General features: G+C 45.3%; 11 protein-coding genes. 10 read left to right on the top strand and 1 reads right to left on the bottom strand.

What is annotated here, in order from left to right:
• Nucleotides 1-30: 30 nt before the first annotated feature.
• A complete protein-coding gene (locus QUB24_RS12805) occupies nucleotides 31-1,164 on the bottom strand; it encodes a succinylglutamate desuccinylase/aspartoacylase family protein (RefSeq protein ID WP_333153528.1) in 1,134 nt (377 codons plus the stop codon).
• Between the two features lie 236 nt (nucleotides 1,165-1,400).
• Here QUB24_RS12805 and QUB24_RS12800 point away from each other — a divergent pair, with 236 nt between their 5' ends.
• The 10 genes from QUB24_RS12800 (at nucleotide 1,401) to QUB24_RS12755 (ending at nucleotide 21,222) form a co-directional block, all read left to right on the top strand.
• Complete coding sequence (locus QUB24_RS12800) at nucleotides 1,401-4,139, top strand: DEAD/DEAH box helicase (RefSeq protein WP_333153527.1); 2,739 nt, start codon at nucleotides 1,401-1,403, stop codon at nucleotides 4,137-4,139.
• A gap of 426 nt (nucleotides 4,140-4,565) precedes the next feature.
• Nucleotides 4,566-7,307: a family 10 glycosylhydrolase gene (locus tag QUB24_RS12795; protein WP_445300406.1), complete on the top strand. Its 2,742-nt coding sequence runs from the start codon at nucleotides 4,566-4,568 to the stop codon at nucleotides 7,305-7,307.
• A 498-nt stretch (nucleotides 7,308-7,805) separates the two neighbouring features.
• Nucleotides 7,806-11,750 carry a PAS domain S-box protein gene (locus QUB24_RS12790; protein WP_333153593.1) on the top strand — a complete coding sequence of 1,315 codons (3,945 nt, stop codon included), beginning with the start codon at nucleotides 7,806-7,808 and terminating at the stop codon, nucleotides 11,748-11,750.
• Nucleotides 11,751-11,757: 7 nt separating this feature from the next.
• Nucleotides 11,758-13,182 carry a response regulator gene (locus tag QUB24_RS12785; protein ID WP_333153525.1) on the top strand — a complete coding sequence of 475 codons (1,425 nt, stop codon included), beginning with the start codon at nucleotides 11,758-11,760 and terminating at the stop codon, nucleotides 13,180-13,182.
• 352 nt (nucleotides 13,183-13,534) lie between these two features.
• The gene (locus tag QUB24_RS12780; protein ID WP_333153524.1) at nucleotides 13,535-13,927 is read left to right on the top strand and encodes a response regulator; all 393 of its coding nucleotides are present in this window, start codon (nucleotides 13,535-13,537) and stop codon (nucleotides 13,925-13,927) included.
• On the top strand, nucleotides 13,924-16,494 hold the full coding sequence (locus QUB24_RS12775; RefSeq protein ID WP_333153523.1) for a response regulator: 2,571 nt from the start codon (nucleotides 13,924-13,926) through the stop codon (nucleotides 16,492-16,494). Before QUB24_RS12780 ends, QUB24_RS12775 begins: the two co-directional genes overlap by 4 nt.
• Nucleotides 16,469-18,127, top strand: a complete 1,659-nt coding sequence (locus tag QUB24_RS12770) for an adenylate/guanylate cyclase domain-containing protein (RefSeq protein WP_333153522.1) — start codon at nucleotides 16,469-16,471, stop codon at nucleotides 18,125-18,127. The genes QUB24_RS12775 and QUB24_RS12770 overlap by 26 nt, the downstream gene beginning before the upstream one ends.
• Before the next feature lie 213 nt (nucleotides 18,128-18,340).
• The gene (locus QUB24_RS12765) at nucleotides 18,341-18,856 is read left to right on the top strand and encodes a DUF1499 domain-containing protein (protein WP_333153521.1); all 516 of its coding nucleotides are present in this window, start codon (nucleotides 18,341-18,343) and stop codon (nucleotides 18,854-18,856) included.
• Between the two features lie 390 nt (nucleotides 18,857-19,246).
• Nucleotides 19,247-20,107 (top strand): DUF2382 domain-containing protein, encoded by an 861-nt coding sequence (locus QUB24_RS12760; protein ID WP_333153520.1) that lies wholly within the window; start codon nucleotides 19,247-19,249, stop codon nucleotides 20,105-20,107.
• Between the two features lie 221 nt (nucleotides 20,108-20,328).
• Nucleotides 20,329-21,222 (top strand): DUF2382 domain-containing protein, encoded by an 894-nt coding sequence (locus QUB24_RS12755; protein ID WP_333153519.1) that lies wholly within the window; start codon nucleotides 20,329-20,331, stop codon nucleotides 21,220-21,222.
• Nucleotides 21,223-21,398: the final 176 nt, after the last annotated feature.

The raw sequence follows: 21,398 nt of genomic DNA, 5'->3' as shown, positions 1-21,398 counted from the left end.
TTTTTGAAGAAAGCGGGTTTCTTGGTATTCTCAATCTGCCATCATAGACAACACATACTCTCCTTGATTTACTGACTGATTTGTCGAAACATCAAAAATGAAACCATCCGACTCCGCACAAACATCAACCAAACTCGGAAATTCCCCATTCTTATTAAAGCTGAGAATTTGATAAAGCCGATCGCCCTTTTTGACATAACTCCCTAATTGCACTCGATTTTGAATCATCCCGCCCGCCGGCGCGTAGTATTTGCTCACTGAATTCTTGGGGGTAAAAATAACTTGATGCGCCGCAGTTTCAGGGAGGGGAAATCCATCTAGTTTCAATAAACCCTTACTTGCTAAGTAATTTTTGAGGCCCCGCAAGCCATTCGCCACCGACTCGGGATTCATTTCCATCCCCGAACCTAATTCTAAAGTCCAAGCTTCCACGTCAAATTCGCTCGCACTTCCCAACTCTGCCAAACTCTTCTCCAAAGCCAGCCAAGGCTTGAGAAACGCCTCGTCAAAAGCATCGCCGTCGTACTCGTTCATCAAGATAGCCCGATCGAGCAAAAAAGCTTTCGCACTCTCCTCGCGGGAACTAAAACAGTAAAGGTAATCTAAACTTTGATTCGTAGAACTGTGCAAGTCCAGCACATAGTCAGCATCCAAACACAAAGATTGTAGCTGATATCGGTAAAGTTCGCTGTAGGGGCGGCAACTAGGAGCGTTAATTTTTGCCAACTCTTTCGCAAAACTCAAAGCAATCGCTTTTCTGTAATTAACTTTGACAGTATCGGCATCGAGATGGATGTGAGACTTAGCAAAACCCAGAATATCTTCCCCTTGTTTTTCAAAATCCCAGAAAATCCGGTTCCAATTTACCCCATCATAAAGATTGTAGCGACCAGGAGAAAAATGGTGCGATCGCTGACTGACACCCACAGGATTACAAACAGGAACTAGCCAAATTTCCCCGCTTAACTGGCTGTTGTCTAAAGACATTAAAAACTCAATTAATTGGTAAATCACAGCATTACCGCTAATCTCAGCGCCGTGGAGGTTAGATTGGAGATAAGCTTTTTTGCCGGGAATCGCACCTTGGAACTGATAGACTTGCAGTGAAAGCCGATCGCCCGAAGCAAGCTGCACCACAGGAATAGTCGAAATAACAGGAATCATAGAGAAGGAAGAAGGAAGAAGGAAGAGGGAAGAGGAAGTGGGAAGTGGGAAGAAGTCAAGCGTGAAGAAGGCAAAAATTTCTTCGGTCAACTGTCAACTGCCAACTGCCAACTGCCAACAGACTTATTCCTTCATAGCCGATTTGGTGGCGAAGGTTTAAAATCAGTACAGTCCTCTGCTGATTTGCTTGTAGCAAGATTTCAGCATACTTACCCTGCAACCTTATAATAATCCTTGTGCCAGACACTGCCCAGAACCGCCCAGAGCTGGATCTGAAGACCATATTTCCATTCGAGCTAGATAACTTTCAGAGAGAGGCGATCGCCGCCCTCGATGCAGGTAAATCGGTTGTCGTGTGCGCTCCCACAGGCTCCGGGAAAACGTTAATCGGGGAATACGCCATCCATCAAGCACTCTCTAGGGGGCGGCGCGTCTTTTATACCACTCCCCTCAAAGCTCTGTCTAACCAAAAGCTGCGCGACTTCCGCAGTCAATTTGGAGACGACAACGTAGGTTTGCTGACGGGCGACATCTCCGTCAATCGAGATGCGCCGATTTTGGTGATGACTACCGAAATATTTCGGAATATGCTCTACGGTACGCCGATCGGAGAAGTCGGTACTTCCCTCACCGGAGTCGAAACCGTGGTGCTCGACGAGTGTCACTACATGAACGATCGCCAGCGTGGTACCGTCTGGGAAGAATCCATCATCTACTGTTCGAGCGAAATTCAACTGCTCGCCCTCTCAGCAACCGTTGCCAATAGCGAGCAACTCACAGACTGGATTAACAAAGTCCACGGGCCCACAGAGCTCGTCTACTCAGACTTTCGGCCAGTACCGCTGCAATTCCACTTCGCCAACCAAAAAGGGATATTTCCCCTGCTAGACGAGACCGGCAAAAGAGCCAATGTCCGGTTAGTCCCCAAAAAGAAGGGGCAAAAAGTAGAAAGAGGTAGCATCCCCACTCCGAGTTTGACCGATGTTTTGGCCCGGTTGGACGATCGAGATATGCTACCAGCAATTTACTTCATCTTCAGCCGTCGCGGGTGCGACCAAGCAGTCGCAGAAGTCGGCAATTTCTCCCTGGTTAACGAAGCCGAAACAGCCGAACTCAAACGCATCATCGATGATTTTTTACAGCGAAACCCAGAAGCAGAACGCTTCGGTCAAAAAGAAGCACTTTTAAAAGGCATCGCCGCCCACCACGCAGGCATTTTGCCCGCTTGGAAAGGTTTAGTAGAAGAACTCTTTGGCAGAGGTTTGATTAAAGTCGTATTTGCTACCGAAACCCTAGCCGCCGGGATTAATATGCCCGCCCGCACCACAGTCATTTCTACCCTGTCCAAGCGCACCGACAAGGGACACCGGCTGCTAAACGCTTCAGAATTCCTGCAAATGGCCGGTCGGGCTGGTCGGCGAGGCATGGACAAGCTGGGGCACGTGGTCGCAGTTCAGACGCGCTTTGAAGGCGCAAAAGAAGCCTCTTATTTGGCAACAGCCAAAGCCGACCCCCTCGCCAGTCAGTTTACGCCCAGCTACGGCATGGTGCTGAATTTGCTGCAAACACACACTCTCGACGAAGCTCAAGAGTTGGTAGAGCGGAGTTTCGGTCAATACCTGTCTACCTTGTACTTGCAGCCCCAGCAAGAAGAATTAGACCGATTGCAAACAGAATTGGCGGTGCTTGAACAGTCCCTGGCGGCCGGAGGAAATGTCTCCACCCTGGAAAAAGAGCTCGCCCATTACGAAAAATTGCAGGCAAGACTCAAAGAAGATAAACGTTTGCTGAAAATTCTCTTGCAGCAAGCTGAAGAAGCCAGATTTAAGGAGATGTCCGTAGCTGTAGCTTTTGCAGTGCTCGGCACGGTTCTGAGTCTCAAAGGTAAGCACGTTCCGACAGCCAAACGATCGCACACAAATCCTGTACCCGCCGTATTGGTTGCCAAAATCGCAGGTTCGGGCCAAGCTCCAAATTTGGTGTGCTTGGGCAAAGATAACCGCTGGTATATCGTCGCCATTAGCGATGTTGCTACCCTGCACGCCGAATTACCCCGCTTGAGCGTTGCAGATACCTTGAACCCGCCGCCGGAAATGGCTCTGAGACTCGGCCAGTGCCGCTTGGGAACTGAAGAAACTGCTTCAATTGCTGCATCGATCCCACAATTGCCGACACCAGAACCCAGCCCAGAGGCTCACGAGCAACAGCGGAAAATCGCAGCCCTAGAAGCTCAGCTAGAAATTCACCCGGTTCTACAATGGGGCAATCCCGGTACTTTGCTCAAACGCCAGCGCCGCCGGGAAGAATTGAAAAAAGAAGTTCGCAAAAGCGAACAAGACTTAGAAAAGCAGCGAGCTCGCTACTGGGAGCAATTTCTCAACTTAATCGACATCTTGCTGAATTTCGGCTGCTTGGAAAGAGTAGTTTCGGCAACTGGAAACCGAGATGACTCCTCCGACAGGTTAGTGCCCACAATCTTGGGCCAAGCTTGCGCCGCCATTCGTGGCGATAACGAACTATGGCTGGGTTTGTCGCTGATGTCTGCAGAGTTTGACGAACTCGACCCCCACCACCTCGCTGCTGCTTGCGCGGCCTTAGTTACAGAAGTTTCCAGGCCCGACAGTTGGACTCACTACTCGCTGTCGCCGGAAGTTTTGGCACCTTTGGACAATCTACAAAAAGGCCTGCGTCGCCGGTTGTTTCAAGTTCAGTACCGTCATGAAGCTGCGATCCCGATTTGGCTGGAACGGGATTTAGTGACTTTAGTCGAACAGTGGGCTCTGGGCGTGGAATGGCTGGAACTGATTAGCCATACGAGTTTGGATGAAGGGGATGTGGTGCGGATTTTGCGCCGGACTTTGGATTTCTTGTCTCAGATTCCTCATGTTCCTCATGTTTCGGATGCTTTGCGGAAAAATGCTTGTCGGGCGATGCAGTTAATCGATAGATTCCCGGTGAATGAAGCTGCAAGTTAGAAAAGTGTTGACTGTTGACTGTTGACTGTTGACAGTTGGCTGTGTGGCATCTAAATTGTATTTTTGGTTTTTCAACCCAAATGCACCCAGGTTTTAATCTAAAATCGTTTCCGGTTGCATCGGTATTGTTCAAATGCCCAAACAGTCAACAGTCAACAGTCAACAGTCAACAGTCATGAGGAATAGATCCCGATTTAAATCCAAAATCCAAAATCCAAAATCCAAAATCCAAAATCTAAAATCTAAAATCCAAAATCTAAAATCTAAAATCGCTCGATCGCACTTTTTCCTGATTCAGGTTGCAGGGCAGGATAGAAAATTATATGGTGCGGATTGATCGCTCGCTCTTAATTGTTATTGAATTTTTGCCTAGCGGCGTGGTGGGTATTTCTCGTATTTATGCAACAAATCAAAAAGCCTTATCAAATGCCTGATGCCTGCTCCCAGGCTCAAAGAATTCGCTTTTTCACTTTCTTGCAAAGAGTCTTAATTGGAACTCTAGCGAGTACATTACTCAATCTCTTCATCCTATTTCCCTCTCCGAGTTTCGCAGAAGTAGTTCTGGGCGTTGTTCGCAGTTCCGAGAATTCTCCCGACTGGGTAAAGATTACCACGCGCCTCTGGGAAAGCGGCATTGCTTACAAACCAATCAATCTGGAAGAAATAAAAAGTACGGCGGATTTAACAGGCGTTAACGTGCTGTTTTTGCCCAATATTGAAACTTTGAGTCCGACGCAAATTAAAGTTTTAGAAGCTTGGGCCTCTCAGGGCGGCCGCTTGATTGCTTCGGGCCCCGTCGGTCGCAGTTCCCCGGCTTTGGTGCGCCAATCTTTGCGATCGCTCCTTGGGGCCTATTGGGCTTTTCCGTTAACCCAACCCGCGACCCCGCAACCGCGCAGCCGCTGTCGGGATCTGGCTTGCACTACTTCTAGCAGTTGGGTGCCACCAGAACAAAAAAATGCCTCAGTCCAAGGCGGTGTCTTGATTCCGGCTGATGCGAACAGTCAAACTATTGCTACTTGGAAAGATAGTTCCGGTTCCTCCGCAGCCATCGCCACGGATCGCGCTACCTATCTCGGCTGGCGCTGGGGTAGCGACGGTTCGGCAAATGTAGATAAGGCTTGGCTGCAAGCCTCGATCGCCCGCTGGGGAGGCACAATCGCTTCTGGGCCCTCCGCGCCGCCCAGTGCTGCCGCGACCCCACTGCCAACTCCCCCCTCAAGAGTCACTAGAAACACCCCTAGTTTGCCGCGTACTACCCCGCTGAGCCGACTTTCTCCCTCTGGCTCGCTTTCCGATCCTGTTCCTGCAACTTTTACAGACCCTTCTGATCAGTCGGCGCCGGCGGGTTTGGACGTGCAGCCAAATTCCAATAAGCCGATCGTCAGCATTGAAGCGTACTTGATGCGCCAAGAACTCACTAACCTCCTCGGCAGGTTTGAAAGCGCCCTGACAGCATCTAATTCAGCCAATACCGCCATCAATCTCAATGCTGCTACCTCCCCTCAACTGGTGGCGGCAGAACAGGGCGGAGGCGGGCAGGCAACCAGCCGCCCCCCTGTTCTGCAAGCGATCAGGGGGCGGGCGATCGCCCAAGCGCGGCAGGTTTTGCAAACTTTCGACCAACTCCTGCAAGAGCAAAACTACGCGGAGGCGAGATCGCAGTGGGTGGAAGCGCGGCAGTTGCTGTGGGAAAATTACCCGAAGGAAGGACAGCGCGTTGGGGCGGAAATTCGCGCGGTTTGGCTCGATCGCGGGACGATCGTCGCAGCACGATCTGAACAGGGTTTGGCGGCAGTGTTCGATCGACTCGCCGCCGCCGGTATCAATACAGTTTTCTTTGAAACTTTGAATGCCGGATATACCATTTATCCCAGTCAAGTTGCACCGCAACAAAATCCCCTGACTGTTGGCTGGGACCCGCTGGCATCGGCAGTTAAATTAGCTCACGAGCGAGGCATGGAACTGCACGCTTGGGTTTGGGTTTTTGCCACAGGAAATAAGCGCCACAATACTTTAATTGGCCAGCCTAGTTCTTATCCAGGCCCGGTGCTTTCCGCCCATCCACAGTGGGCTAATATTGACAATAAAGGACGCACGCAAAATCCTAACGATGGTAAATTTTATCTCGATCCGGCGAACCCGGAAGCGCGGAATTATTTGCTACAAATTGTCAGCGAAATTGCCAATAACTACAAAGTAGATGGGGTGCAATTAGACTATATTCGCTATCCTTTTCAAGATGACAATGCGAATTTTACTTACGGTTACGGTATTGCGGCGAGGCAGCAATTTAGGCAGTTGACTGGTGCTGATCCGGTGAATATTTCCCCCAGGAACGGCAGTTTATGGCGGCAGTGGGTTGAGTTTAAAACTAATCAAATTAATAGTTTTGTAGCTGAAGTTTCTCAGCTTTTGCGCCAGAATTATCCGCGCACAATTCTGTCGGTGGCGGTGTTTCCACACCCGGAAAGTCAGCGGATTTACAAAATTCAGCAAAATTGGGAAGTTTGGGCTCGTCAGGGCATTGTAGATTTGATTGTGCCGATGACTTATGCTTTGGATACGAACCGACTTCAGCGCATCACCGAACCGCTGGTAAAGGAACAAATTCTGGGTTCGGCTTTGATTTCTCCCTCGGTTAAGTTGTTGACTCTCCCGGAAGTTGTGGCGATCGACCAAATTCAAGCTTTGCGCGATTTGCCGACTGGGGGCTATGCTATTTTTGCGGTGGAAAGTATCAGCAGCGGGATGCAGGGGTTTTTTAACCGCACTCAAGGCACCCCAGTGCGTTCCACTTCTGCTGCGGAGCCGATTCCTTACCGACAGCCGTTTGCAGCGGCGGCTTCGCGGTATACTGCTCTCAAGCAGGAATGGAGTTTTTTGTTGGCTAACAATCAGTTGCGGATGTCGGAATCTGAACTGAAGGTTTTGCAAAGTCGAGCGGATGAATTGGCGCAAGCTTTGAGCAAGTTGGCGGCAAATCCTTCTAGGGAAAGTTTAGCAACAGCTAAAAGATTGTTGGGGAGTTTTCAATCTCAATTTCAATCTTCGATGCGCTTGCATTCTGCCGAAAATAGCTATCAAGTGCAAACTTGGCAAAATCGTTTGGAGAGTTTGGATATGCTTTTACGTTACGGCGAAAGGATGGAGTTGAATCGCAGGTAAATACAGATTTTTGGGGTGTGCGCTGGTTAGCTACTGTTTGTTTAAACTCACATCTTGCACCATTCTCGCTTAACAGGCTTTTCGGCCTGTTCCCCAAAAAGTGAATTTTATTGTGGAACAGGCCGAAAAGCCTGTTCATAAAAAGCTTATTGAGAATGGTGCAATACATAAGATGATTTCGACTTAGGGGCGATCGCGCCAATTATCTGTATCAGTAGTTACGAAAAAACTCGGAGTATAAATACGCTATAGCGGTTCTCAAGCGTTGTGAGTTATGGGGGCGAGTCCTATGCCCACGGAGGCCTATGCCCTAGAAGCACCTCATGTTACTGAGAAAGGCTATATTTTGATTTAAATTGATCGACGGTACTATTGTCAGTAAACTACAGCAAAAGGAGAAAAGGAAGAGCAAAGGGAAAATGGTTTCCAATCCGAACTCCCAACCATTACCAATGCCCAAGTCCTCATTTCCCATTCCCAATTCCTCTTAAGATGAATATGTTTCCTAAACCCATCAATCGTTTGGCTACAAAATTTATCGGCAAAGCTCCATTACAAACCGTGCTAGTGGTTCCTTTTTTAGTGCAAATTGTCGGCACGGTAGGAGTTGTAGGTTGGCTATCTTTCCAAAACGGTCAGCGGGCAGTCAACGATGTTGCCGCTCAGTTGCGGGGAGAAATTAGCGATCGCATCAAAGACCGCATGGAAAATTATATGTCAATTCCCCACATTGTCAATCACCTGAACGTTCAAGGCATAAAACTGGGGCAGTTGAACCTAGAAGAAAAGCAAAAACTAGAACATCATTTCCTCGAACAAATTCAATATTTTGATTCTATCAGCATCATTTACACAGGCAAAGAAAATGGAGAACACTCTGGAGCAATCCGCACTAAAAATGGGATTTTGATATCGGCTGCTGACATCTCTACTGACAATAAATTAGCTCGGTATACTGCGGACTCTCAGGGAAACCGCGTTCAATTAGTGCAAATTTCACCCAATATTTACGACCCGCGAACTCGCCCTTGGTACATAGCTGCCGCTGGGGCAAAAAAACCTATTTGGACTCCAATTTATACAGATTTTTTGACGAGGGAACTGGCAATTACTGCTGCTTTGCCTATCTACGACGACGCTGGCCAATTGTTAGGAGTAGCTGGCAGCGATTTGCTCTTTTCCCGAATCAAAGAATTTCTGGTTAGCCTCAAAATTGGCAAATCAGGACAAACTTTTGTCATGGAGCGATCGGGGATGTTAATTGCTACTTCAACGGCGAGTCCAGAATTCGTGGTGGAAGGTAAAGAAACCAGACGCATTAAAGCTTCAGAAAGCGAGAATCCGGTAATTCGCCAAACTGCACAACATTTAGATAAATCCTACGATAGCTTAGCTAAAATTAATAATTCTCAACAACTTACTTTTGATATTGATGGCAAGCGAAATTTTATTCAGGTAGCTCCTTTTAAAGACGATCGAGGGTTGGATTGGCTGATTGTAGTAGTTGTACCAGAGTCTGACTTTATGGAGCAAATTAACCTCAACACGCGCACGACTTTTTTACTGTCGCTTGCAGCATTGATGGGGGCGACAATTCTGGGGATTCTTACTGCTAAATGGGTAGTTCAGCCGATTTTAAGATTGAATGCGGCGGCGAAAGCTTTGGCGCGGAATGAATGGGATACAAAGCTCACTCTGAATCGCGAAGATGAACTCGGAGAACTTGCCACTGCTTTTAACAGCATGGCCGAGCAATTGCAGCATTCATTTACTTCTCTGTCGGAAAGCGAAAACCGAGTCAAACAATTTTTCAATGCAGTACCGCTAGGGATTTTTATTGCAGATCCCAACGGTCAACCTTACTACATTAATCCTACCGGAGAGCAACTTTTATCTCAAGGAATTGTCCCAGCCGATTCCGAAAGTTTACGTCAATCCTACCGAGTTTATTTAGCGGGTACTCAGGAAATTTACCCGGCGGAACGCGACCCAATTTTAAATGCTTTGCAGGGTAAAAGTGTAACTGTTGATGACATTGAAATCTCCTCGACTGACAAAACTGTTCCCCTGCAAGTTTGGGGAACTCCTATTTATGACGCTCAAGGAAATATTATATACGGGATGTGCGCTTTTCAAGATATTACAGAACGCAAAGTAGCAGAGAAATTATTAAAGGAATACAACGACAATTTAGCAGTGCAAGTTGCAGAACGTACCGCCGATCTTGCCAAGGCAAAAGAAAAGTTTTCTAAAGCTTTCCGTTTAAGTCCTAATGCAATTACCCTGACTAGAATCAGCGATGGTCGCCACATAGAAGCCAATGAGAGCTTTTGTCGGATGATGGGGTACAGTCACGAAGAAATTATTGGAAAAACAGCGGTAGAGCTAAATTTTTGGGCGAGTTTGGGAGAGCGCGATCGCATGATTCAAATGTTAAAAAATAAGACGGCTCTTCACAATTATGAGCTGAGGTTTCGCAATAAAAATGGTACAGAAAGAACGGCACTGCTGTCGATAGAAACCATCGATATTGAGGGAGAAGCTTGTTTTTTGTCGATTTCTAGCGATATTACCGAGCGCCAAAAAGCAGAAACTGCCCTCCGGGAAGCAGAAGAAAAGTACCGCAACATTTATGAAAATGCTTTGAATGGAATTTTTCAAACTGCTATTGACGGGAAATATATCAGCGCTAACCCCGCTTTAGCTAACATTTACGGTTACGAATCGCCTGCAGAATTAATAGCAGCACAGCCTAATTTCCATAACCAGCTTTACGTGAAACCCAACCGCCGCGACGAATTTGCAGCCTTGATGAATGAGTACGGGATACTATCAAACTTTGAATCGGAAATTTACCGCAAAGATGGCAGCATAATCTGGATTTCGGAAAATTGTCGCGCTGCCTGCGATGAAGCAGGAAATCTACTTTACTACGAAGGTTTTATTAAAGACATTACTGATACCAAACAAGCGGAAATCAAACTGCAGCAGGCGAAAGAAGCGGCCGAAGCAGCAAACAAAGCGAAGAGTACCTTTCTCGCCAATATGAGCCACGAATTGCGATCGCCCCTGAACGCGGTCATCGGCTTTGCTCAAGTCATGATCCGCAGTAAAACTCTGTCTCCTGAAAATCACGAAGATGTGGCAATTATTCTGCGGAGTGGCGAACATTTACTGGCTTTAATTAACCAAGTTTTAGACTTGTCAAAAATCGAAGCAGGACGCACGACGATTAATGAAAAAAGCTTCGATTTGTACCAACTAATCGACGATTTAGAAGATATGTTTGCTCTCAAAGCTGAGCAAAAAGGTTTGCAATTACTCTTCGACAGAGACGCAGAAGTTCCCCATTACATTTGTACTGATGAAGTTAAACTGCGGCAAGTGTTAATTAATTTGCTCAATAATGCAATTAAATTTACTTCAGAAGGGGGAGTATCGATGAAAGTCAAAGGAGGAAGGCGGAATCTACATAAAAACAGCACTGACCAATTGCCCGGTTACTACTGGCTGCATTTTGAAGTTCAAGATACTGGTGCAGGCATTGCTGCTGAGGAAATTCATCAGTTGTTTGAAGCATTCGTGCAGACAAAAACAGGTAAAGATTCTCAGGAAGGAACGGGTTTAGGTTTAGCTATTAGCCGCCAGTTCGTGCAATTAATGGGAGGTGAAATTACTGTTAGCAGCGAGATCGGAAAGGGTGCAGTGTTTCAGTTTGACATCCAAGTTCATCTGGTTGAAGCTAGTGATATTGAAAGCAAAAAAACTCAACGCCGAGTTGTTGCCCTCGAACCGAATCAGCCGAGTTATCGCTTGCTAATTGTGGACGACAAACCTTTGAACCGTCAACTGTTAGTAAAACTTCTCAGTCCACTCGGATTTGAGTTGAGAGAAGCGAATAACGGTAAAGAAGCGGTTGATATTTTTATGGAGTGGGAACCGCATCTGATTTGGATGGACATGAGAATGCCTGTCATGGACGGCTATGACGCAACGAAACAGATTAAAACTACAACTGGCGGGCAAGCAACGGCGATTGTGGCCCTAACTGCTAGCGTTTTGGAGGAAGAACGGGCGGTGATTCTTTCGGCGGGTTGCGATGATTTTATGCGGAAACCGTTCCGAGAGGAGGATATCTTTGTGGCAATGGGAAAACATTTAGGAGTACGCTATATTTATGAAGATCCAACAGCAGTCAGTGTGGCAGGTTTAGGGGAGTCAAGTCAGGATGTGCTGACACCGGAGGCTTTCGCCTCTCTTTCTCCAGACTGGATGGCCCAATTCAAGCAAAGTATTTTGAGTGTGGACATGGAGGCGATCGCGACTTCGATCGCACAAATCGGCACTGTCAATCCCTGTCTTGCGGGCAAGCTTCAAGATTGCATTAATAATTTTGAATATGACAGAATTTTGAACATAATCGAGTTCAGCGAGAAACAGTAAATACCCGATGACTTCAACTTTACCTAAAACCAATCGAGCTAATATTTTAGTAGTGGACGATACCCCAGAAAACCTGCGGCTGCTGACAGGAATTTTGAGCGAAAAAGGCTATCAAGTTCGCCCGGTACCCAATGGCAAGCTAGCATTGTCTGCTGCTCAAAAAATCCCCCCGGATCTAGTGCTGCTGGATATTATGATGCCTGAAATGGACGGCTATCAAGTTTGCCAGCAACTCAAAGCTTCTGAAATAACCAAAGACATTCCTGTTATTTTTATTAGTGCGATTAATGACGTGCTGGATAAAGTTAAAGCTTTTGCAGTTGGCGGAGTTGACTTTATTACTAAACCGTTTCAGGTTGAAGAAGTTTTAGCCCGGATAGAAACTCATTTAAAAATTTGTTCACTGCAACAAACTTTGCAAGAGAAAAATCAAGATTTAGCAACGGCGCTTCACCAACTGCAAGCTACCCAAGAGCATTTGATTCAATCGGAAAAAATGGCAGCCCTGGGACAACTGATTGCCGGCCTTGCCCACGAAATCAATACCCCCCTGGGCATTATAGGTTCGTCTATTAATAATATAGCTAATTTTTCCGACGAATTTTTAGAAAATTTTCCGGAAATTTATCAACAACTTTCTGACGAAAGCAAAGCTTATTTTTTAGCTTTACTCTACAGAGCAACCCATCAAGAAGTTTTATTCACAAGCAGGGAGAAACGCAAATTTAAACAGCAGTTGGCGGCGGATTTGATAGCCGAATCGGTTGAAAAATCCGACGAAATTGCGGATACTTTAGTTGACATGGAAATCTACGAAAAAATAGAAGAGTTCTTGCCGCTTTTTAAATCGCCGGATTGGGAAGTAGTTTTAAATAGTGCTTACCAGTTTGCGAGCTTTAAAAAAAGTATTAGCCTGATCCAAAGAGCAACCGCGAAGTCTGGAAAAGTAGTATTTGCCTTAAAAACCTACGCTCACTTTGATAGCAAACCAGAAAAAGTTCAGGCGAACTTGCACGATGGCATTGAAACGGTGTTAACCCTTTATCAAAATCAACTGAAACACGGTATAGAAGTAGTGAAAAATTATGGAGATTTACCCCAAATTATGTGCTATCCCGATGATTTAAATCAAGTTTGGACGAATCTCGTTCATAATGCCCTGCAAGCAATGGATTATAAAGGTATTTTGACAATTGAAACTCGGCAGCAAGAGGCAAATATTTTCCTCAAGTTTACTGATAACGGTAAAGGTATTCCCTCAGAAGTTATTCCCAAAATTTTTCAGCCCTTTTTTACGACTAAATCTGCGGGCGAAGGTAGCGGTTTGGGATTGGATATTGTGAGAAAAATTGTGGAAAAACACCAAGGCACAATTGCTGTAGATTCTGTACCGGGGCAGACAACTTTTACAGTCTCGCTGCCAATTTATTAAACAAAACTTACCTGCAGGAGGCTGATTCCCTCTGACGGAAAGCATCCAGGATGCAAGCCCCCAGATTCATCCGTCCAGAAATAAAAAACCTGTATCCGATAAACAAACGCCCGAATTTATCCGTGGGGTCAATGCTTCAATTCTTTAATCTAAAATCTAAAATCTAAAATCGATTGACACTCGTCGCTGTCTCGCTGACAAATACAAGATTTATTGGGAGAAACTGGGTTGATCTTCCGAAGTCCTATTAAAATAAGATAGGGAACAGATATCCTGCATCCTTGCCCGAAATCAATAACGTAAAAGCACGCCATGTCGGTAAACCTACTAAAATTCAAGCAGAGAGGAAAAGATGAATAAGCCTGTAATTCTTTGCGTTGACGATGAACCAGATATCTTGAATACTCTCAAGATGCAGCTAAAAAATGAATTTAAAAATGATTACTTTTATGAATTAGCTGAAAGTGGTGATGAAGCTTTAGATGTACTTGAGGATTTTCAAGAAGAAGCTCAAGTGATTGTAGTTGTTTCTGATTGGCTGATGCCGGGAATTAAAGGTGACGAACTTTTAATTAAAGTTCACCAAAAATATCCTAAAATTATTAAGGTGATGTTGACGGGTCAAGCGGATGCAGCGGCAGTTCAGCGGGCAGTAGAAGAAGCAGATTTATACTGTTGTTTGTACAAACCCTGGCAAAGCAAAGACTTAATAGAGACTATAAAATCTGGGCTGGCTAATTTATGAAAAAACCTGTGATTGTTTGTATTGATGATGAACCTGACGTTTTGAACAGTTTAAAGATTGAACTGAAAAAGGCGATCGGCGATCAGTGTATAATTGAAACCGCTGAAGGGGGGGCTGATGCTTTAGAGTTGCTGGCAGATTTGCAGGCAGATGAATACGAGATTGCTTTGGTGCTTTCCGATTATATCATGCCGGATATTAAAGGGGATGAACTGCTCAGAAAAATTCACGAAAGCTCGCCGGAGACGCTGACCATTATGCTAACGGGGCAAGCTGATTTGGAAGCCCTGAGCAATGCTATCAAGTATGCTAAATTGTACCGTTATATCCCTAAACCTTGGCAAAATGAAGACTTAAAATTAACGGTAGTGGAAGCAGTTCACAGTTATTTGCAAGATCAAAAGTTAACAGATGAAATTCATAAGCGCCAAGAAGTAAACGAGGAGTTAAAGCTAGTAAATGAGGCCCTGTCTGCGAGTGAAAGCCGCCTGAGTCAATTTTTAGAAGCTTTGCCAGTGGGGGTATCTGTTTATCATCCCGACGGCTCGATCGCCTATTTCAACCAGACAGCGCGGGATTTGCTGGGTGCAGACACTATCCCGGAAAGCACTGCGGAACAATTAGCTGCTACTTATCAACTTTATGTTGCTAATACTGATGAGCTTTACCCGCCGGATAATCTGCCAATTTTGCGTGCACTGAAAGGAGAATTTGTCAAGGTTGATGATGTAGAAATCCGTCAAGATGGCAAAAGAATTGCGATTGAGATCAATACCACGCCGATTTTTGACGCTAGCGGAAATATTGTTTATGCGATCGCAGCTTTTCAAGATATTAGCGATCGCAAACAAGCCGAAAAAATACTAGCAGATTACCACCACACCTTAGAAGCCCAAATTGACGAACGCACAGAACAACTGCAACAAGCCGCATTAGCTGCTGAAGCAGCAAACAAAGCTAAAAGCACGTTTCTGGCCAATATGAGCCACGAGTTACGCACCCCTCTCAATTCCATACTCGGGTTCGCGCAAATCATGGAACCCAGCCCGAATCTTACTGTCGAAAACCGAGAAAATATGAGAATTATTCGCCGTAGTGGCGAACACTTGCTTAGCTTGATCAATGAAGTCTTAGACTTGTCAAAAATCGAAGCGGGGCAGATGACGCTCGACCCGAAAAATTTCGACCTCTACCGCTTGCTTGACGATTTGCAAGATATGTTTCAACTGCGGGTAGAGAATCAAGAATTGCAGTTGCGTTTCCAGCGCGATGCTGACGTTCCCCAGTACGTGCGAACCGATGATATTAAACTGCGGCAAGTGCTGATTAATCTTCTGAGTAATGCGATTAAGTTTACGCAAAGAGGCGAAATAATCTTAAGAGTTATAAAGTTAGAAAAGTCGGGATTTATGGATTTATTGGAGAGTCCCACAGCTTGCTTTGATACGACAAGAAGTATTCGGGATTTTTCGAGAACTAGCAGTAATTCTGCAACCGTTGAATGGAGGGATGAGACGGAGGATTTAACTGTGCCCGGTTTTTTCCTTCTCTTTGAAATTGAAGATACAGGAGTGGGCATTGCTTCGGAAGAATTGGGCAATATTTTTAAGGCCTTTGTGCAAACAGCTTCTGGTCAAAAAATTCAGAAAGGCACGGGCTTAGGATTGAATATCAGCCGTCAATTTGTCCGCCTGATGGGAGGAGAAATTGTCGTAGAAAGTCAACTGGAACTCGGCACCACTTTTAAATTTGAAATTCCCGTCGGTGCGGTTTATGCTGCTGAGCTTCCCGCTCCGCAACTTAACCGCGAAGTTACTGGGTTGGAACCCAATCAACAGTGCTACCGGATTTTAATTGTGGACGATCGCGAAGACAACCGCCAACTTTTAGTCAAAATGCTTTCTCCTTTAGGTTTCGGGGTGGAACAAGCCACCAACGGCCAGGAAGCAATAGAAATGTGGGAAAATTGGCATCCGCACTTAATTTTGATGGATGTGCGAATGCCAGTAATGGACGGCTACGAAGCTACTAAACAAATTAAGGCTAGAATCAAGCAGAGAGAGCAAGAGCAGCAAGGAAAGGGGGAAATGAATATTTCCCATCCCGACTCCCCGATTCCAAAGATTATTGCTTTGACAGCTAGTACAATTGAAGGAAGGCAAGCGTTTGCTTTATTGGTCGGCTGCGACGATTTTATTAGCAAACCTTTCCGCAAAACAGATATATTTGATACCCTCACCAAACATTTGGGGGTGAAGTATCTGTACTCTAACTCAACGGACTTTATCTCAATAGGCGATCGCAATAATTTATCTGGCTCGATCCCTAATGCTGCGCTTGCTTATTTACCTACACTTCCCGCAGAATGGATAGACAATATGAAGCAGGTAATCCGCAGTGCTGATTTTGACTTAATTGTCAGGACAATCGACGAAATAAGGGAGCATCATCCTGAATTGGCGGAAATCCTCCAGGGTCATCTCGATAATTTTGATTACCAGAAAATTCTCAATTTAATTGCCGAGGCGGAGGACTCAGATAATGCAGATGAAGGCGGAACAAACTGAAAACTATCAAGCGGATATTTTAGTAGTTGACGATACGCCAGATAATCTGCGTTTGTTGATTAGAATATTGCAAAAGAATGGCTATAAAGTTCGACCAGTTACTAATGGCTTTTCGGCTTTAGATGCTATTCAATCGAGCGCACCAGATTTGATTTTACTCGATATTATGATGCCGGATATTGACGGCTACCAACTCTGTAAAAAATTAAAATCTCAAGCGCAATTTAGGGAAATTCCTATCATTTTTCTCAGCGCGCTAGAAGAAGGAATAAATAAAGCGAAAGCTTTTGAAGTTGGCGGAGCGGATTATATCACCAAACCTTTTCAGGTGAAAGAAGTATTAGCGCGAGTGAGCAATCAACTTACTGTGCGTTCATTGCAAATACAATTGCAAGAAAAAAATCAAAAATTGACCGATCAAAACGTCCAGTTGCACCAGGAAATAGCTGAGCGCCGCCAGGTGGAAATGGAAACGAGATTGCTGCTGCAGGCAACTCAAGCTATTAGCAAATCTGAGGATTTTGAGTCTGCTATAGATGTGATTTTAGGTTTAATTTGCAAAACTATTGAATGGAATCTGGGCGAAGCTTGGATTCCTTGCAGTGAGGGCGTTTTAAAAAGCGCGACAGGCAGGTACGTCAGCGACTCCAGTTTTGCCCAATTCCGACAGACAAGTTGGCAGTTAACTTTTGCGGACGGTGTGGGACTCCAGGGGAGGATTTGGCAGTCGCAGCAGTCTGAATGGATCGAGGATGTTTCTACTGCACCGGAACAAGTTTTTTTACGGTCGGAAATTGCGGCCGCTGTGGGATTGAAAGCGGCTTTTGGGGTGCCAATTTTGGCGGACAATCAAGTGTTAGCTATTTTGATTTTTTATCGCGAAAAAGTTCTGAAATGTCAGCCGCGCTTGTTGGAATTAGTGAGCGCGGTTGCTACGCAACTCGGTTCGTTGATTCAGCGCAAACAAGCTGAGGCAGCACTGAAATTGCAGCAAGAGCAAACAGAGAAATTGCTGCGGAATATTTTACCGAAACCTATTGCGGATCGCTTGCAAAAAGAGCACAAGTTGATAGCGGAGCATTTTGATGAGGTGAGCGTCTTGTTTGCTGATTTGGTTGGTTTTACAGAGTTTTCGGCTCACAAAAGTCCGACGCAGTTGGTAGAAATTTTGAACGGAATTTTCTCGGAGTTCGATAGGCTGTCTGAATTGCACGGGTTGGAAAAGATTAAGACGATTGGGGATGCTTACATGGTGGTTGGGGGTTTGCCGACGCCACGGGAGGATCATTCTGAGGCGATCGCACTTTTGGCTTTGGAGATGCAGGCAGCTTTGAGGAGGTTTAATGCCAAAATAGGAGAAAATTTTCAATTGAGGCTCGGAATTCACAGCGGTTCGGTGGTGGCTGGAATTATTGGGATTAGTAAATTTAGCTATGATTTGTGGGGGGATACTGTTAATGTTGCTTCACGCATGGAGTCGAATGGATTGCCAGGTAAAATTCAAGTGACGGCGGCAACTTACGAGCGTTTGAAAGAGCAGTTTGTTTTGGAAGAACGGGGTCATATCCCGATTAAAGGTAAAGGAAGAATGCTGACTTACTGGTTAATTGAAGAACAAAAGAAATATTTTTAAATTTTAGAGGTCAATTTCAATTAATATGAAAAGGAAACCAAATCTGGGTTGGCCATCCCCTTTATGATTTGGCGGTTGAAACCGCTACTATACAAACGAAGTCTGCCTAAGCGCTGACGCGCAGGCTTCGCCCACGCAGACTAAGAAATAAAGGGGGTATTTAAGCCGGATTTGGTATTATATCCAACTTGCACTTTCGGGAGGGCTAATCCTTTGCAAACAGTTGAAACAAAATCGCCGACAGCGTTGAAAAAAGTCCTAGTTATTTTAATATCACTGCTAGCAGTAGCGATACTGTCGATCGCTACTTTTATCGCTATACCCGGAGAAAAAACAATGTTTGCTGGAACCAGACCTGCCAATATCGGGATTCAGTCAGGAAAACTCGCAGCGTGCCCGAGTTCCCCCAACTGCGTCAGCAGCTTCAGTCAAGATGCCGAACACAAAATTGATCCTTTGGCTTACACTTCGTCGGCTGCTGAAGCGATGGCCAAGCTCAAAGGGGCGATCGACTCCTATGGCAAAACTAAAATTATCACGGCAACTGATAATTACCTCTATGCCGAGTTCACCAGTGCTTTGATGGGGTTTGTTGATGACGTTGAATTTTTGGTAGATGATGCAGCAAAAGTCATCCACGTGCGATCGGCTTCGCGTCTGGGACAGTCGGATTTGGGAGTTAACCGCAGTCGGATAGAAGCTATCAGAACTCAATTCAATCAACTCTGAACTTAAAATTTCTAGCTTTCGGGAAGCCCCTCTCCTGCAATATGAGGGGCTTTGATTGGTGTTTATTACTATATAATGATGATTTTTTACCATCTCGTTAACAATTATTAACAGTAGACACAGAACAAAGGAGTGTCCACCAGGGGGAGTAGGACACCGCAATGCCGTGTTCCTACGGTTGGCTTTGAGTTTTAATAGTTGTTATAAGGTTGACGATTGTATAGTTTTACAATCTTTAAAATAGCTGAGCGCGCTAGCACAGAAGCAGAGATGCCGTAGTATTCCTCTAGGATTAAACAACCTAAATTATACACTTCTGACTTTAGGGAGAGGGAACTGAACGAATTAATTTCTACTATTAATTTAAGTAGAGCAAAGAGGAAAAAACACATGGCACTTCAAAAATTAGCAGACTTTTATCCTAATTATCAGGAAGAAATCTTTGCTGGAGACGACATCAAGGGATTTGATGTTTATGCTGGCGACTCTGATGAAAAAGTAGGCACGGTTTATGATGCTTTGGTTGATGACACTGGTCGTTTCCGCTATCTGGTAATTGATACCGGTATTTGGATTTTTGGCAAAAAAGTATTGTTGCCCATCGGTTCGGCTCGCTTCGACTACGGAGCCCATCGGGTCTACGCAACAGGCCTTCGCAGCAAAGCTCAAGCAGAACAATTGCCGGCTTACAATGAATTAGAATCAATAGATTACGATCGCGAAGAACAGGTGAGAGGCGTCTACCGCAATCAAGAAACTGCCGCTGCAAGCACTGCAACTCCTGCTAGCTACGATCGCAGCAACTACAGCTACGATATCGACCGCCCCCTCTACGAAACCAACGAACAGCAGCACCAAAATCTCAAGCTTTATGAAGAACGCTTGATTGCCAACAAACACCGCGCAAAAACAGGCGAAGTAGCCGTTGGCAAGCGCGTGGAAACTGAAACAGCGCGAGCTTCAGTACCCATTGAAAAAGAACGAGTTGTAATCGATCGAGTAACCCCGGTAGAAGCGGGTCGAGTAGTTTCAGTCGGTGAGGCTGACTTCCAATCTGGGGAAGTTGCACGCATGGAAGTCTACGAAGAAACGGCCGACATTCACAAGGAAGCTTTCGTCCGGGAAGAAGTCAACGTCAGAAAAGAAGTTGTTCGCAGCACGGTTGAAGGCGAAGAAACCTTGCGTCGTGAAGAATTAGAGGTTAAGACTGATGGAACTGCGGTTGTAGATAATAAAAATAAAAAGATCTAAACCAACCGCAACAGCTATTGCATAGGAATTGCGCCTTAATGACATAATTCTGTCACCGCGCAGGTCTGATTGGATTGGTAGCTATCGCGCAATTCCTATGTGAGTGGCGGGGGGGGTACAAAACTTGTCTAGTTTTGGCAACGTTTATGCACTTTCCCCGCCTTTACCAATTTCCCCTTACCAATTCATAATAAAAATCCCTAAGCAGGAAAGTTTAAAAAATGAACGGTCAAGCATCAGCAGAAAAGATCGCAACTGCCAAATCAATAACCCGTCTCAACCGGGTGCCTGAAAAAGTCAGAACTAAGCTAAAAAGTTTTACCGTCAAAGACAACCAAGGTCACTTGGTAGGCAAAGTTAAAGATGTCTATTTTGATGCTAAAGGTCAGTTAAACTTTGTGGTGGCTGGGCTAGGCAGCGAAAATACCCGCATTTTTTTATTAAGTGTTAAGCTGCTCAAAAAAGTCGATTATCACCAGAAAGCGCTGTTTGTAACTATTAATTCGGATCAAGTCGATCTGCTACCGGTAGTTTCGGCAAATGGCGGGCCTCCGTATTTAGAAAATGCCTCTGAACCGGATAGTGAATTTAGCAACCGTGAATTAACAAATCCCTCAACAGTTATGTCAAATCTAACAGATGCCGATCGCACTGATGCAAATTGGGAGACTGATCAGGATGAGGAAAACTTCGATATTGTCGATCAAGAAGTAATTCGCCTGCTAGAAGAACGATTGGTGATCAATCGCAGCAAGCGCAAAGTCGGCGAAGTTATAGTGCGTAAAGAAATTGAAACTCGGATGGTACAAGTACCTATCCAGTGGGAAAAGCTGATTGTCGAACAAGTCGGCGACGATCCGAAGGTGTTGGCCGAAATAGATTTAGGCGAGGGAAACATCACCGGTATAGATTTGACGGAGATTAAGAGCGATCGCGAAGAACCGACAGTTAAGGCTGAATTTACCTCTGTGCAGAAAGCTAGCAAAATCTTAAATTCGATCGCCTCTCAACCCCGTCACGGTTGCGTGAAAGTCCGCCTAGAGCTCGTTCTCGAAGACAAGCAACTTGAGGATACTTACCAAAAATGGATGACGGAACACCACTCAGAGAGTTAAAATATTCGTCCTTTTCGCTGTAGATTTTAGGTATTAGCAAGAAACTTAAATCTAATACCTGACTGTGGCGAGTCGTCCTGGGGAGAAAGTTCACCGCCATCTACTAAGGATCGCGAATTAAATAACTTACAATTTTAATTGTTATTGTGGGATGGGCGTCCCGCCCGTCCTTTTTG

The organism is Microcoleus sp. B9-D4 (assembly GCF_036705105.1).
Lineage (GTDB): Bacteria > Cyanobacteriota > Cyanobacteriia > Cyanobacteriales > Microcoleaceae > Microcoleus.
The sequence above is the reverse complement of the archived record's forward strand: the minus strand, read 5'-3'. Positions and strand labels throughout refer to the sequence as shown.

What these genes read in the sequence shown, in the direction of transcription:
- QUB24_RS12805 (WP_333153528.1), bottom strand. Translation starts at nt 1,164, where the DNA reads ATGATTCCTGTTATTTCGACTATTCCTGTGGTGCAGCTTGCTTCGGGC.
- QUB24_RS12795 (WP_445300406.1), top strand. Translation starts at nt 4,566, where the DNA reads ATGCCTGATGCCTGCTCCCAGGCTCAAAGAATTCGCTTTTTCACTTTC.
- QUB24_RS12790 (WP_333153593.1), top strand. Translation starts at nt 7,806, where the DNA reads ATGTTTCCTAAACCCATCAATCGTTTGGCTACAAAATTTATCGGCAAA.
- QUB24_RS12785 (WP_333153525.1), top strand. Translation starts at nt 11,758, where the DNA reads ATGACTTCAACTTTACCTAAAACCAATCGAGCTAATATTTTAGTAGTG.
- QUB24_RS12780 (WP_333153524.1), top strand. Translation starts at nt 13,535, where the DNA reads ATGAATAAGCCTGTAATTCTTTGCGTTGACGATGAACCAGATATCTTG.
- QUB24_RS12775 (WP_333153523.1), top strand. Translation starts at nt 13,924, where the DNA reads ATGAAAAAACCTGTGATTGTTTGTATTGATGATGAACCTGACGTTTTG.
- QUB24_RS12770 (WP_333153522.1), top strand. Translation starts at nt 16,469, where the DNA reads ATGCAGATGAAGGCGGAACAAACTGAAAACTATCAAGCGGATATTTTA.
- QUB24_RS12760 (WP_333153520.1), top strand. Translation starts at nt 19,247, where the DNA reads ATGGCACTTCAAAAATTAGCAGACTTTTATCCTAATTATCAGGAAGAA.
- QUB24_RS12755 (WP_333153519.1), top strand. Translation starts at nt 20,329, where the DNA reads ATGAACGGTCAAGCATCAGCAGAAAAGATCGCAACTGCCAAATCAATA.